At 66.3% G+C, this 13,893-nt stretch carries 15 protein-coding genes and 1 pseudogene; 8 read left to right on the top strand and 8 right to left on the bottom strand.

Annotation, left to right across the window (positions count from 1 at the left end):
• The first annotated feature begins 14 nt into the window (after positions 1 to 14).
• The 4 genes from QUE33_RS04410 (at position 15) to QUE33_RS04425 (ending at position 3,431) form a co-directional block, all read left to right on the top strand.
• Positions 15 to 1,367 (top strand): MFS transporter, encoded by a 1,353-nt coding sequence (locus QUE33_RS04410; RefSeq protein ID WP_286302148.1) that lies wholly within the window; start codon positions 15 to 17, stop codon positions 1,365 to 1,367.
• 40 nt (positions 1,368 to 1,407) lie between these two features.
• Positions 1,408 to 2,163 (top strand): SGNH/GDSL hydrolase family protein, encoded by a 756-nt coding sequence (locus tag QUE33_RS04415; RefSeq protein WP_286302149.1) that lies wholly within the window; start codon positions 1,408 to 1,410, stop codon positions 2,161 to 2,163.
• The gene (gene yczE / locus QUE33_RS04420) at positions 2,160 to 2,786 is read left to right on the top strand and encodes a membrane protein YczE (protein ID WP_286302151.1); all 627 of its coding nucleotides are present in this window, start codon (positions 2,160 to 2,162) and stop codon (positions 2,784 to 2,786) included. Before QUE33_RS04415 ends, yczE begins: the two co-directional genes overlap by 4 nt.
• A gap of 93 nt (positions 2,787 to 2,879) precedes the next feature.
• Complete coding sequence (locus tag QUE33_RS04425) at positions 2,880 to 3,431, top strand: VOC family protein (RefSeq protein ID WP_286302153.1); 552 nt, start codon at positions 2,880 to 2,882, stop codon at positions 3,429 to 3,431.
• A 119-nt stretch (positions 3,432 to 3,550) separates the two neighbouring features.
• On the opposite strand, the gene QUE33_RS04430 is transcribed toward QUE33_RS04425, so the two are convergent.
• Positions 3,551 to 4,828: an MFS transporter gene (locus QUE33_RS04430; RefSeq protein ID WP_286303048.1), complete on the bottom strand. Its 1,278-nt coding sequence runs from the start codon at positions 4,826 to 4,828 to the stop codon at positions 3,551 to 3,553.
• A gap of 75 nt (positions 4,829 to 4,903) precedes the next feature.
• Here QUE33_RS04430 and QUE33_RS04435 point away from each other — a divergent pair, with 75 nt between their 5' ends.
• Positions 4,904 to 5,347, top strand: a complete 444-nt coding sequence (locus QUE33_RS04435; RefSeq protein ID WP_286302155.1) for a HEAT repeat domain-containing protein — start codon at positions 4,904 to 4,906, stop codon at positions 5,345 to 5,347.
• Between the two features lie 59 nt (positions 5,348 to 5,406).
• On the opposite strand, the gene QUE33_RS04440 is transcribed toward QUE33_RS04435, so the two are convergent.
• Positions 5,407 to 5,961, bottom strand: a complete 555-nt coding sequence (locus QUE33_RS04440) for an AAA family ATPase (RefSeq protein ID WP_286302156.1) — start codon at positions 5,959 to 5,961, stop codon at positions 5,407 to 5,409.
• 751 nt (positions 5,962 to 6,712) lie between these two features.
• Positions 6,713 to 7,156, bottom strand: coding sequence for a hypothetical protein (locus QUE33_RS04445; protein WP_286302157.1), 444 nt, complete (start codon positions 7,154 to 7,156; stop codon positions 6,713 to 6,715).
• Positions 7,157 to 7,289: 133 nt separating this feature from the next.
• On the opposite strand from QUE33_RS04445, the gene QUE33_RS04450 reads away from it, so the two are divergent.
• Positions 7,290 to 7,490: a hypothetical protein gene (locus QUE33_RS04450; RefSeq protein ID WP_286302158.1), complete on the top strand. Its 201-nt coding sequence runs from the start codon at positions 7,290 to 7,292 to the stop codon at positions 7,488 to 7,490.
• 54 nt (positions 7,491 to 7,544) lie between these two features.
• Here the strand turns inward: QUE33_RS04450 and QUE33_RS04455 are convergent, their stop codons facing one another.
• Positions 7,545 to 7,958: a MarR family winged helix-turn-helix transcriptional regulator gene (locus QUE33_RS04455; protein WP_286302159.1), complete on the bottom strand. Its 414-nt coding sequence runs from the start codon at positions 7,956 to 7,958 to the stop codon at positions 7,545 to 7,547.
• 315 nt (positions 7,959 to 8,273) lie between these two features.
• Between QUE33_RS04455 and QUE33_RS04460 the strand changes: the two genes are divergently transcribed.
• A complete protein-coding gene (locus tag QUE33_RS04460) occupies positions 8,274 to 9,023 on the top strand; it encodes a quinone oxidoreductase family protein (RefSeq protein ID WP_286302160.1) in 750 nt (249 codons plus the stop codon).
• A 73-nt stretch (positions 9,024 to 9,096) separates the two neighbouring features.
• Here QUE33_RS04460 and QUE33_RS04465 read toward each other — a convergent pair.
• The 3 genes and pseudogenes from QUE33_RS04465 to QUE33_RS04475 all read right to left on the bottom strand — a co-directional run bounded on the left by QUE33_RS04465 (position 9,097) and on the right by QUE33_RS04475 (position 12,306).
• A pseudogene (locus QUE33_RS04465) lies at positions 9,097 to 11,442 on the bottom strand (ATP-binding cassette domain-containing protein).
• Positions 11,443 to 11,456: 14 nt separating this feature from the next.
• A complete protein-coding gene (locus QUE33_RS04470) occupies positions 11,457 to 11,867 on the bottom strand; it encodes a VOC family protein (protein ID WP_286302162.1) in 411 nt (136 codons plus the stop codon).
• A 10-nt stretch (positions 11,868 to 11,877) separates the two neighbouring features.
• Complete coding sequence (locus QUE33_RS04475; protein WP_286303049.1) at positions 11,878 to 12,306, bottom strand: helix-turn-helix transcriptional regulator; 429 nt, start codon at positions 12,304 to 12,306, stop codon at positions 11,878 to 11,880.
• A gap of 146 nt (positions 12,307 to 12,452) precedes the next feature.
• Between QUE33_RS04475 and QUE33_RS04480 the strand changes: the two genes are divergently transcribed.
• Positions 12,453 to 13,046, top strand: coding sequence for an HdeD family acid-resistance protein (locus QUE33_RS04480; RefSeq protein ID WP_286302163.1), 594 nt, complete (start codon positions 12,453 to 12,455; stop codon positions 13,044 to 13,046).
• A gap of 10 nt (positions 13,047 to 13,056) precedes the next feature.
• Here the strand turns inward: QUE33_RS04480 and QUE33_RS04485 are convergent, their stop codons facing one another.
• Positions 13,057 to 13,821, bottom strand: coding sequence for an SDR family oxidoreductase (locus QUE33_RS04485; protein WP_286302165.1), 765 nt, complete (start codon positions 13,819 to 13,821; stop codon positions 13,057 to 13,059).
• Positions 13,822 to 13,893: the final 72 nt, after the last annotated feature.

Consider the following 13,893-nt stretch of genomic DNA (forward strand, 5'->3'; position numbering starts at 1 on the left):
CCTACGATGAGAGCGTGCCTGATACCTCGCTGACGAGCCGTTCGTCGCTGGCTGCCCGCCTCGACGCGCTTCCGTTCACCCGATCCCACCTGCGCGTCCTCACCGGCTCCGGCGTGGGCTGGGCCCTGGACGCGATGGACGTCGGGCTGATCTCGTTCATCATCGCGGTTCTTGCGAAGCAGTGGTCGCTGGAGCCGGCGGTCACCGGCTGGATCGCGTCGGTGGGTTTCGTGGGCATGGCCATCGGTGCCAGTCTGGGTGGCCTGCTCGCCGATCGCTTCGGTCGACGACACGTATTCGCGATCACGCTGCTGATCTACGGGGTGGCGACCGGCGCCAGTGCTCTCGTCGGCGGCGTGGCCGTGCTGCTCGTGCTGCGGTTCTTCGTCGGCCTCGGGCTGGGGGCCGAGCTGCCGGTGGCGTCCACCTATGTCAGCGAGTTCGCACCGGCTGCGATCCGGGGGCGGTTGATCGTCATCCTCGAGGCCTTCTGGGCTGTCGGCTGGACGGCGTCGGCTCTGATCGGCTACTTCGTCATCCCGGCATCCGAGAGCGGTTGGCGATGGGCGTTCGCGCTGGGGGCGATCCCGGCCGTGTATGCACTCGTCGTGCGCTGGGGGCTGCCGGAGTCGCCGCGCTGGCTGGCATCGCGCGGTCGCCTCGCCGAAGCCGAACGGGTCGTCGTGAGGCTCGAGACGGATGCCGATCTGCAGCGCACGCGGGCTCCGCAGCGGGAGCCGGTGCGCGAACCGCTCGCGGCCACGGCATCCGCGCGCATGCGGATGCTGTGGGCGCCGGAGTTCCGGATGCGCACCATCAGCGTGTGGGCGGTGTGGTTCTGCGTGAACTTCGCCTACTACGGCGCCTTCATCTGGATCCCGTCGATCCTCGTCCAGGCCGGTTACGATCTGGTGCGCTCGTTCGGGTTCACGCTGCTGATCACCCTCGCGCAGCTGCCCGGCTATGCTGTGGCGGCATGGCTGATCGAGGTGTGGGGCCGGCGCGTCACCCTGTCGGTGTTCCTCGCCGGCTCCGCCGTCTCGGCCGTGCTGTTCGGCATCGCCGACACCGAGACGATGATCATCGCGGCCGGAATGGCGCTGTCGTTCTTCAACCTCGGTGCCTGGGGTGCGCTGTACGCCGTCACCCCCGAGATCTACCCGACCTCGCTGCGGGGGACCGGTGCCGGGTGGGCGGCGGCAGTGGGTCGCATCGCCTCGATCGTGGCACCACTGGTCGTGCCGGTTCTGCTGGCACAGGGCGGAGCGCCGCTTGCCTTCGTGGTCTTCTCCGCGTTCTTCGCGATCGCGACGGTCGCGTCCTGGGGGCTGGTGGATCGCCGGGGCGAAGCCCTCGACGATCGCTGAGGTGGCGCTGCGGCATCCGCAGCGGTTCTAGGCTGGGACGATGGCAGAAGTGCGATTCGTGGCGATCGGAGACTCGTTCACCGAGGGCGTCGGCGATGAGCTGCCCGACGGCAGCGTCCGCGGGTGGGCCGACATCGTCGCACAGGGATGGGCGGATGCCGGTGGTCACACCGTGCAGTACGCCAACCTCGCGATTCGTGGAAAGCTGGCCTGGCCGATCGTCGAGCAGCAGCTCGAACCGGCGCTTGCGCTGCAGCCCACGCATCTGTCGTTCAATGCGGGTGGGAACGACATGCTCCGCCCGAATGCCGACATCGAGCACATCGCCGACGCGTTCACCCGAGTGCTGCGACGATGCGACGAGGAGGGCGTGCGGCTGATCGTGCTGTCGGGTGCGAACCCGAGTGGGCGTCTGCCGATGGGGAGGATGGTGCAGCGGCGCGGCGATGAGCTCTCCGCCGCGGTGCTGCGCAGAATCGATGGTCGCCCGGATGTCGCGCGCGCTCTGAACTGGCCGGATTCCGAGCTGTCGCGTCCGGTGTACTGGTCGGAGGATCGGCTGCATATGAACGCCTACGGGCACCATCGCGTTGCCGCCCGCGTGCTGGAAGCGCTCGGTCACGAGGCGCCGGGGGAGTGGTGGAGGGCTCCCGAGCATCCGTTTGTCGGCCCCGACGGCTACGCCTACTACCGTCAGTTCGTCGCGCCGTGGATCAGACGGCGCCTGACCGGAACCTCGTCCGGTGACGGTCGGACCGCGAAGTTCGGCGCATGGGTCGAACGGGTGCCGCAGTGAGACGTCTGACCGGACGCCGACTGTGGCGTCGGGTGCCGCAGCTGCTGGTCGGGCTGTTCCTGTACGGCATCGGCATCGCGTTCATGATCCGGGGTGTGATCGGCGCCGCTCCCTGGGATGTGCTCGCGCAGGGCATCGCCACGCACGTGCCGCTCACCTTCGGGACGATCACGATCGCTGTGAGCGGCGTGGTGCTGCTGATGTGGATCCCGCTGCGGCAGAAACTCGGAATCGGCACGGTGCTCAACGCGCTGCTGGTCGGACCGTCGGCCGATATCGGATTCCTGCTGATTCCCGAGATCGACGTGCTCTGGGTGCGCGTGGTGTTCTTCGCGATCGGCTTGACGGTGCTGGCAGCGGCGACCGGACTGTACATCGGCGCACATTTCGGGCCTGGTCCTCGCGACGGCCTCATGACCGGGCTTCACCGCGTGACGAAGCGACCGATCTGGGTAGTCCGCACAGCGCTGGAGGTCACGGTCGTCGCCATCGGCTGGCTGCTCGGCGGCAATGTGGGCGTGGGAACCGTCGCCTTCGCGCTGCTGGTCGGCCCGATGTGCCAGTACTTCATGCAGATCTTCGATGTGCGCCCGGCTCCACAACCGACACGCGCCCGCGCATGAGCGACATCTCACGACCCGGATGCGCCGTGAGGTTCTGCGGTATCGATCAGGAATCGAGAAGGACTGTGCCTGCGACGCTTCTAGCCTCGAATCATGAACATTCACAGCATCACCATCGAGGTCGCCGATAACGAGGATGTGGCGGCCACCGAGCACTTCTATCAGGACGCCTTCGGCCTGGACGACCGGATCAGAGTGGGCGTCTCATCGACGTCGACCAGTGGCTTCCGTGGCTTCGCTCCGTCGCTGATCTTCACACAGCCTGCCGACGTCGACGTTCTCTTTCACAAGGCGATCTCTGGTGGGGCTGAGGTCCTCAAACCGGTCGCAAAGAGTCTGTGGGGCTATGGCGGGTCACTTCGAGCCGCAGACGGCACGGTGTGGCAGATCGCGAGTGCGAGCAAGACCGGTGATGGGCGGCCGACGGGCACGATCGAGAAACTGGTCCTGCTGCTCGGCGTCGAGGACGTCAAGGCGAGCAAACGCTTCTATGAGGAACAGGGCGTGAAGGTGTCCAAGAGCTACGGCAGCAAGTATGTCGAGTTCGATTCCGGCCGCATCGCACTGGCGCTCTACAAGAGCGCCAACCTCGCCAAGCAGGTCGGGGTCCCGCCGGAGGGGAGGGGTCACACCGTCTCACCGTGAACGCTGACGGCACCTTCACGGACCCCGACGGTTTCGCCTGGGATCTGAGTGCTGTCGTCGCCTGACGGACGCTGCGCCGACGAATCCGCTCTGGGCTCGGCTGGGGCTGCGCCCGGACGTCAGCGGCGGCGCCGTTCGGGGTCGAGCCCCATACGGATGCGAGTCCTCTTCCGCTCGATCACGATCATCGTCATCCCGAGGGCCCACAGCGGCAACTGGGTGAAGAACGCCCAGCGGAAGGCGCCCAGCGAGTAGGTGCCGGGAGTGCCGGCGCCCTGCAGGTCGAGCGTGAGGCCGATCAGGAAGATGGCCGTGAGTGCCGCGAGGAAGCCGCCGGAGTTCGTCACGCCGGTCGCCGTGCTCAGCCGATGAGCCGGGTTGTGCGTGCGGGCGTGATCGAAGGCGATCATGGATGCCGGGCCGCCTGCGCCCAGGCAGACGACGAGCACGGTGAGCAGCCAGAGCGGAGCGGGCCCGGGCCAGAAGATCACCAGCATCCAGGCGACGACCTGCACCGCGATGCTGGGCAGCACCAGTGCCAGCGAACGTCGTGTGGGGATGCGGCGGGAGAGCTCGCCCAGGATGGGACCGAGAACCATGGCGACCACGACGTTGAGGGACACCAGTCCGGCGGCTGCCGCGCTGGATAGTCCTTCGCCCTCGGTGAGGTAGGGCATGCCCCACAGCAGCAGGAACGCCGTACCGGCGAACGGCGTGGTGAAGTGCGACCAGAAGGCCAGTCGGGTGCCCGGGTGTGCGAGTGCGGCACGGATGCCGACGCCGGTATCGATCGACGAGGTCACGACCCGGATCACACCGGTCTCGGTGTTGACCGTGACGTCTTCTTCGCGCTCGGGCGGGCGATTGCGCACGAAGGTGAAGACGAGCACTGCGAAGAGCACTCCGAGGCCCGCGATGCTGCCGAACGTGATGGTCCAGGTCGTCGAATGCAGCATGACGGCAAGCGGCAGCAGCGCCACCAGCTGCCCCGCCTGACCGGTGATCCCGGTCAGCTGCACCATCAGCGGGCCGCGCTGGGCGGGGAACCAGGTGGCAACCAGTCGCAGCACGGCCGGGAAGATCGCGGCGTCACCCGCGCCGAGCAGCACGCGTGCGACGATGGCGACGCCGATGCTGGGGGAGACCGCCATCACGAACTGCCCGATGCTCATCAGCAGCATGCCGATGACCATGATCGGGCGGGAGCCGTACCGGTCCAGCAGGATGCCGATCGGTATCTGCATGCCGCCGTACACGGCAAGCTGCACGACGGCGAAGAGCGAGAGTGTCGCGGCATCCGCGTGGAAGCGCTCTGCGGCATCCACACCGACCGCGCTCAGCGAGCTGCGGTTGGTGATCGCGAGCACGTAGGCGGCGACCGCGACCGTCCAGATCAGCCAGGCGCGCCAGCCTGATGTGGCACGGGGGAGGAGGGGATGTCACTCGTCCCAGAATAGTCTTAGAGTCGTCTGATGGTGCAGGACTCATCGCCGCGCGGCCGCATCTCGGCGGCGGCCCAGCGCTGCGGCGAGGGGCTCCTCGTGCAGCGTTGCATCGATCTGCTCTCCGGGAGGAATCCGGTCCCGGAGGCGGCTCTTCTGGACGTGCTCGGCGGCAACAGTGCTCGAGCGGTCATGGCCGGCCACGAGGGCGGCGTCGACGGGCATTGGCCGCGAGTCTGGGCTCTGCGGACCTTCCTGTACGTATGGGATCCGCGCGCCGAGCATGAGGTGGCCGCTGCCGGCGGTGATGACCACTGGCGTGTCAGGGAGATGGCGGCGAAGGTCCTGGCGGCGAGGAGAGCGACGTCGGGGGAGTCGGAGCGCCTTCTGCATCGCCTTCTGACCGACTCGCACGAGCGTGTCAGGGCAGCAGCCGCACGAGCACTAACGGTCGTCAGTCACGGGAACTGCTGAGGGCAGCAGGAGCGCGACTCTGGTTCCTGACTGGATATCTGGCTTATCGCTTCGAGGAATTATTCGCCCTCAATCGCCCGCCGGGATGAGCGTTGAATACTGAGGTCCTTCAGGATCGACGTCACCAGACCTTCGGTCGAAGCGTCGCCGCCTACGCGTGTTTCGTCGTGCCAGGGGAGCGGCTGCCACCCGTCATACCAGTCGCGGATCTTGTCCTCGCCGCACTCCTTCGACAGCGGCCGTCCTGCGTGGCGTCGGATCGTCTCGTCTAATCCGATGTCGAACTGGTAGATCCGAGTCTGGCCGCGGTGGTCGTCGTGCAGGCGTTTGAACAGCACTGAGTAGTCGCGCAGATTGAAGATTCCGTCCAAGATGACGTCGTATCCGAGGTTCAGAGCGTCGCGTGCAGCGCCGACGATCAGGATGCTTGCATCGCGGGAGCGCTGCTGCCTGTCGTCGTTGCTCAAGATCTCGCGGCGGAAGTAGTCCTGGTGGATGAGTGCGACGTTCGGCCCGAGCTTTTCGCGTAGCGCCAGCGCTGTCGTCGTCTTGCCTGAGGCAGAGTCTCCTCGAAGGATCACGAGACGAGTGGATTCGTTGCCAACGGGTGTCACGCCTTCATCTTGTCAGCTCACGGGACGGTCAAGACCGTATGTAATGGTGACATGGCCAGGCACGACGAAGATGTTCTTCCTGTTATGCCCCGAGGGGCGGCCGCCCCCGAGCTGATGCTGTTTGGTGGCGGGGTAACTGCCCATGATGCGGACAAGACCCGGCTGGGCTCGCGCGAGCGGTAGTCGGGCGCGGCGATGGTGTAGACACCAGTGGTCGACGCGTGGTCGTGTCCCAGTTGGATCCGGACAAAGCCGACGTCAAAACCGAGCTCGGTCTGCAGGTGGGTGGTGTATGACCGGCGGAGGGAGTGAATGTCCAGGCGGAAATCCCAGCTCATCGACAAGCGCGTGAAACTTGCGGCGCAGTGCGCCGCTGTCGGCCATGGTCTCGTTGTCGGTCGGGAACAGGGCAGCGGCGCGGTGTCCGCCGAAGCGGGGAGTCTGACTCTGGACCAATGCTCGAGCACGTCGACGGACCAATCGAACACCGTCAGGGTTGTGCGTTGCTTCGGCGGTGAGCACTTCTTAGCCCTTCCATGGCGAACACGTAACAGACCCCGTTCGCCGAAGCCGGGGCGGCGAGTATTGCGAGAGAAGTCTGCGGGGATCGAGAGAAGTCTGCGGGGATGAGGTGGCGAGCTTCGTTGAAGCGGAGGCTCCAGCCGTAGATCGTCTCGAACATCACTGCGTCGCGCCAGGCGGCAAGGGCGAGCCATCCTTTCACAACCTGACATAATGTGCATTATCGGCGTTACTCTCCGGCAACGGCGGCGGAGCCGCGGCGCCTCTGCACGACGTCGCGCACCGCGCCGAGTACGCGAACGGCAGCCGTGCGATCTGCGGCGGACGTCACGCGCTCGATCTCAGCAGTGACCTCGGAGATCGCGTCGCGGGCGCGCTCGAGCTCGGCTCTCGCATCATCGTGCAGGCGCAACGTCGCGTCGCCACGCTCGACGATGCCGTCGTCAACCAATCGGGATGTCACGGCGTCGACGCGCGCTTCGCTCGCCGTAAGCATCTCGACGAGCGCCCGTCGCCACTCATCCAGGTCGCGTGGTGCTTTGCGGTCGATGACGTTCACGGCGACCCATTCGTCGTTCGTGTCGAGCGACGTGTCGCCGAGGATGTTCTCCCGCAGTAGCGCCGAAAGCGCCTGCTCTGTTCGACCGATCTCCTGTTGCAGTGAAGTTGTCATACGGGTCCCCAATCGTTGTCGTGGAATCTATACTCGTTGGTGGGACTACCAGACCGGCGGGTCGCTGCGTCAGAGCGAGCTCGCCCGAGAACTCCGCTGGGATAGGACCCGCCTTTCGCACCTTCTCACTCGCATGAGCCGGCGGGGCTACATCCACAGACTCAAAGGCGTTTCCGGAATCAGCGTCGAGATTCTCCCGCAGGGCACGGAACTTATCGAGACGGCCGCCCCGGGCCTGGAGGCAGCGGTCCAGCAACATCTGATCGACCAGCTGGGGGACGCGGACGCTCACGCGCTTCGCGCGCTTCTGCAGCGGCTCGACACCTCGGATTGACCCCCGCCGCCCCGCCTCCTCCACGCCACGGAACGCCTGAGGGTTCAGCGCGCTTCACTGGTCGATTCGCGAAGTGCCGCGCGCGCCCTTTGTTGAATCGATGGTGAGGAGCGGATCGAGCGCGTCGATCAACGCCTCGCGTTGAGCGAGCGGCAACGAGCCGAGGGCTGGTGCCAGGATCCCCGCCAGTTCCGCGTACAAACGGGCAGTGAGGGTATGTCCGTCCTCAGTGAGGTACACATCGACCGCCCGCGCATCATCGCGGTTCCTTCCCCGCGCGAGCAGCCCGCGCTTCTCGGCCCGATCCACCAACCCGGAGATCGTGGACTTGTCGAGCCCGAGGTGAGCGGCAAGCTCGGTGAGGCGCGGCCGGCGGTCGCGCAGGATGCCGAACACCCGCAACTGCGTGAGGGACAGATCGTTCTCGTTCCCGATTCGGGTCAGAAGGCCGGTCACCTGGAACGTCACCTGGACGAGAGCGTTCATGACGTCATCGACGGTCGCGCCGCGCTCCCCCGCCGGGGCCTGTCCGTCACCTCTTGACATAGTTGGGATTCCCCACCATTCTTTTTATAGTTCGTATTCCCAACTATACAGGAGTTCGCCATGTATGCAGCAGTTCTCTCTGCCCCCGATCGCCTCCCGGTGTACCAAGAGCACCTCGAACCCGTTGCCCGCCGCGAAGGTGAAGCTGTTGTGGAGGTTCTCGCCGCAGCGCTCCACCACGTGACACGTGCGCGGGCGACCGGGGCCCACTACAGTACTGCTGCCGCGTTCCCTCTCGTGCCCGGCATCGACGCCGTAGTGCGCGACGACGCCGGCGACCTCCGCTACGCCGTCCTCGACGACACCGCGATGGGCACGTTCTCCGAGCGCACGGTCATCGAGCTTGCGCGCAGCATCCCGATCCCGTCCAATGCGGATCCCGTGCAGATCGCGGCGGCGATGAATCCCGCCATGTCCTCCTGGCTTGCCCTACGTAGCCGAATCACCATGGCACCCGGCAGCCGTGTTCTCGTGATAGGCGCCACGGGCAACGCCGGTCGCATGGCTGTGCAGCTCGCAAAGCTCCTCGGGGCTTCACACGTGATAGCAGCCGGCCGTGACCGAGGGCGTCTCGCGCCGCTGCAAGCGCTGGGAGCAGATGAGCTGTGCACACTCGACGAGCTCGACAGAGCAGCGGACGCGGATATCGTTCTCGACTACATCTGGGGCGATCCCATCGCGAACGCACTCATCCCGATGCTCACTGCCCGCCGAGACCGCTCCACGCCGCTGACCTGGATCCAGATCGGGACGGTCGCAGGTCCCACCGCGGCCATTCCGGGAGCCGCGCTGCGTTCGTCCGGCCTCGAGATCATCGGGAGCGGGATCGGATCCGTGCGAGCGCGGGATATCCTTGCCGCCCTGCCGTCGCTCGCCGAGACGCTCGTCTCTGGGGCCGTCGAGGTCCGCGCTCGAGCTGTACCGCTCGCTGAGGTGGCCTCGGCGTGGACCAGCACCTCGGAGGAGCGGATCGTGTTCGTCCCGTGACACGGCTGGCACCAGCTCGCTGAGACTGCGAACAGATTCTCGTCGAGCGGGCGGTTCCGCGCCGTCGCCGGGGTCAGGCGCCCACGTACTCCGCGAGGTGTTCCCCGGTCAGCGTCGAACGCGCGGCCACGAGGTCGCGCGGAGTGCCCTCGAAGACCACGCGTCCGCCGTCATGACCCGCACCGGGACCGATGTCAATGATCCAGTCGGCGTGCGCCATGACCGCCTGATGATGCTCGATCACGATCACCGTCTTACCGGACTCAACCAGGCGATCGAGCACCCCGAGGAGCTGCTGCACGTCGGCCAGATGGAGTCCGGTCGTCGGCTCGTCGAGCACATAGACCTCGCCCTTCTCCCCCATCTGGATCGCCAGCTTCACGCGCTGACGCTCCCCGCCGGAGAGCGTCGACAGGGGCTGACCGAGCGAGAGGTACCCGAGTCCGACGTCCTCGAGGCGGCCGAGGATCGCAGTCACGGCGGGTATCTTCGACTCCCCCGACGCGAAGAACTCGCGCGCCTTCGAGACGGGAAGATCCAGCACCTCGGTGATGTCCAGACCCGCGAGCCGGTACTGCAGCACGGTGGCTTGGAAACGCTTGCCGCCGCAGTCCTCGCACGGCGTCTCAATGGTGTCCATGAACCCCAGTTCGGTGACGATCACACCGGAGCCCTTGCAGCTCGGGCAGGCGCCCTCGGAGTTTGAGCTGAACAGCGCGGGCTTCACGCCGTTCGCCTTCGCGAAGGCCTTGCGGATCGGCTCCAGCATGCCGGTGTAGGTCGCCGGGTTGCTGCGACGCGATCCCTTGATCGCGCTCTGATCGATCGGCACGACACCGTCGCGCGGCGAGACCGAGCCGTGGATCAGTGAGCTCTTGCCGGATCCCGCAACCCCGGTGACCACGGTGAGGACGCCCGTGGGGATGTCGACGTCCACATCCTGCAGGTTGTTCGCCGTCGCTCCGCGCACCTCGATCGCACCTGTCGCGGCGCGCACGGCATCCTTCAGCGCAGCCCGGTCATCGAGGTGCCGCCCGGTAAGCGTCCCGCTCGCGCGCAGGCCCTCCACCGTCCCTTCGAAGCAGATCTCGCCACCGGCGCTCCCCGCGCCGGGACCGAGGTCCACGACGTGGTCGGCGATCGCGATGGTCTCGGGCTTGTGCTCCACGACCAGCACCGTGTTGCCCTTGTCGCGCAGCTGCCGCAGCAGGCCGTTCATGCGCTGGATGTCATGCGGATGCAGACCGATCGTCGGCTCGTCGAACACGTAGGTCACGTCAGTCAGCGAGGATCCCAGGTGCCGCAGCAGCTTGATCCGCTGCGCCTCTCCCCGCTGAGCGTCCCCGACGGCCGATCCAGGCTGAGATATCCCAGCCCCAGCGCGACGAACGAGTCCAGGTTGGCGCTCAGCGCCGCCAGCAGTGGACCGGCACCTGCCAGATCGAGCCCGCGCACCCAGTCGGCGAGGTCGGTGACCTGCATCCGGCATGCGTCCGCGATGCTGACGCCGTCGATCTTCGAGGAGCGCGCCCTCCGTCAGCCGCGTGCCGTCGCACTCCGGGCAGGTCGCGAAAGTCGCGACCCTCTCCACGAAGCGCCGGATGTGTGGCTGCAGCGCATCCAGGTCCTTCGACAGCATCGATTTGGTGATCTTCGGGATCAGACCCTCGTAGGTGATGTTGATGTCGTTGATCTTGACCTTGGTCACCTCGCCGTACAGGAACAGCTGCCGCTGCTTCTCCGTGAACGTCTCGATCGGCTTGTCAGCAGGATAGAAGCCGGAGCCAGCGAACTGCTTCACCATCCACCCGTCGGCCGTATACCCCGGCACCATGATGGCGCCGTCCTGGAGCGACTTCGTCTCATCGACCACCTGCGCCAGATCGATGTCGGACACCGCTCCCCTGCCCTCGCAGCGCGGGCACATCCCGCCCAGGTAGATCGCGTCCTTCACGATCTTCTTCTCGCCCTTCGGCCCGGTCATCACACCGCTGGCCTTCTGCGTCGGGATGTTGAACGAGAACGCCGTGGGACCGCCGATGTACGGCTGCCCCAGCTTGGAGAAGAGGATGCGCAGCATCGCGTTCGCATCCGTCACGGTGCCCACCGTGGAGCGCGGGTTGGCACCGAGACGCTCCTGGTCGACGATGATCGCCGTGGTCAGCCCCTCCAGCACATCGACGTCAGGGCGCGGCACCGAGGGCATGAAGCCCTGCACGAACGCGCTGTAGGTCTCATCGATCATCCGCCGAGACTCTGCGGCGATCGTGTCGAACACCAGCGAGCTCTTGCCTGAGCCGGACACACCGGTGAAGACCGTCAGCCGCCGTTTGGGCAGCACGACGCTGACGTCCTTCAGATTGTTCTCACGTGCCCCCTCGACCCGGATGCTGTCGTGCGCGTCGGCGATATGCGCCATCGTGAACCTCTCGCTCAAGCGGACTGCTGCAGACGCACCATATTGCCAGCCGGATCACGGAATGCGCAGTCACGGATGCCGTAGGGCTGGTCGATCGGCTCCTGCACCACATCCGCCCCCTTGGCCTCGATCGCCGCGAACGCGGCATCCACATCCGGCGTCTCCAGCACGATACCGCCGTAGCTGCCCTTCGCCATCAGCTCCAGGATCGTCGTGCGCTCGTCGTCGCTGATGCCGGGATCGACGGCGGGCGGGGTGAGGACGATGGCCGTGTCGGGCTGCCCGACCGGGCCGACTGTCACCCAGCGCATCCTGCCCTGGCCGACGTCCATGCGCACCTCGAAGCCGATGATGTCGCGGTAGAAGACGACCGATGCCTCGGCATCCGTATACGGGAGAAAACTTGCTTTGATCGTGATGTCCATGACGGCGACGCTACCCGTCGATGGGCCCGGGCACTTCTCGATTCCTGATCGGTCTGCTGGCCTGCTTCTCCAGCCACGAGGGGATGCCGGGGCCGTGCCGCGGGTTCGCGCGATAGGCACTCGGCGACATTCCCACCAACTCTGAGAACCGCGTGCTGAACGTGCCCAGCGACGAGAAGCCGACCTCGAAGCACGCCTGCGTCACGGTCACGTCACCCCGGCGCAGCAGGGCCATGGCCCGTTCGATGCGTCGGGTCATCAGGTATGAGTACGGGGCCTCGCCGAAGACCTGCTTGAAGCGTCTGCTGAGGTGACCGGCCGACATATGAGCACCCTGTGCCAGAGCCTCGACGTCCAGCGGATGTGCGTACTCGCGGTCGATGCGATCTCGTACCCGCCGCAGTGCCACCAGCTCTCGCAGCCGATCATCGGCGCGCATCGGATCGTCGACCACCCTCCGATGTTCGCATGCGCACCCGCCCGCACTCCAGTCAGCACCGGATGATCACCTGCCGTGCAGCGACAGGAGCCACTACGCTTGCCGGTATCTTCGCGACGGCGAGATACTCCGAAAGGTCGTATGAAATGTCAGACGCATCATTCCCGGCGAAGGGCGTCTTCTCCGCCATCCGTACCTCACTGGCCATCACCGGTGTCATCATGCTCGTGCTGGGCCTGTTCATTCTCATCTGGCCGAGCAAGACCGCAATGTTCTTCGCAGGGATCATCGCCGCGTACCTGATCGTCCAGGGGCTGATCTACATCGGCTCCGGCGTCTTCTCGCAGGGTGGCGAGGGCTGGGCTCGAATCGGGCATGTCGTTCTCGGTGTGCTCTACGTCGTCGGCGGTGTGCTCGCCTTCGTCAACCTGTTCGCCTTCACCGCGACGCTCGTGATGTTCTTCGGCATCATGCTCGGCATCACCTGGATCATCGACGGAGTGGTCGCGCTCTCCGTCCTCAACCGGGGCCGTTCGCGCATCTGGACGATCGTCTACGCGATCCTCAGCATCGTCGCCGGTGTCGTCCTGCTGCTCTCACCGTTCTACGCCGTGATCTTCTGGTGGCTGATCGGCATCTCGCTGACGGCACTCGGGATCGTGCAGATCGTTCGAGCGATCACCCTCAGGAAGGATGCCGCGGCCGTCGCGGAGGCGATTCGCGCCGACCAGACGAGCTGAACGCACTCCGCTACTCGGCGACGAAGCCGGAAGTGTCGCCGATGAGCCGCGTGTTGTCGGCGGGAACCGGATCGACCGCAGCCTGGGCGACCTCTGCGGCGAACTCCGACACGTTGTAGAGCTTGCCGGCGGCCTCGCGGCGTCCGGCGATGGCGCCCGGGTTCATGCGCTCCAGCAAGGTGGCCGTGATGGTCCCCTCGATCATGTCGCCCGAGACGACCGTGAAGCCGATCCCCTTCTCGGCGAGCCCGGGGATGAGCTCACGGAGCGCGTCCTCACCGGCGCGCTTCGACGTGGCGACGGCCTCATACTCCGGCATCGTCGGCGTGGTGCGGATGAAATGCGCCTGGTGACTGGTGACGAACACGACCCGGGAGCCGTCGCCCATCAGCGGCTCGGCGGCCGTGAGCACACCCACCTGCGCGTCGCGGTTGAGCTTGAGTGCGTAGTCCTCAGCCATGCCGCCCTCCATGCCGCCCGAGGCGTTCAGCACGAGGATGTCGAGCCTGCCGAACTCCTCGCGCACCTGCGCGAACATGCCGGCGACGGAATCCGAGTCTGTGAGATCCGCTCCCACGACGAGGGTACGCACGCCGAGCGCACGCAGCTCGGTCGCGAGCTTCTCGGCGCGCGGTGCCTTGTTGCGAAAGTTGATGACGACGTCTGCGCCGGCCTGGGCGAAGTAGCGGACGGTGTCGGCGCCGATGCCCCGTGACGAGCCGGTGACGAGCGCCACCTTGCCGTCGAGGGATCCGGCCGGGAGAACCTGGGTCATTCCTGACTCCTCATCATGCGCGGAAGATCGCCCGGATGGCGACGTCCCAACCCTACAATGCGAGCGGCGCCG

Origin of the sequence: Microbacterium suwonense (assembly GCF_030296555.1) — a bacterium.
In the GTDB taxonomy this organism is placed as follows: domain Bacteria; phylum Actinomycetota; class Actinomycetes; order Actinomycetales; family Microbacteriaceae; genus Microbacterium; species Microbacterium suwonense.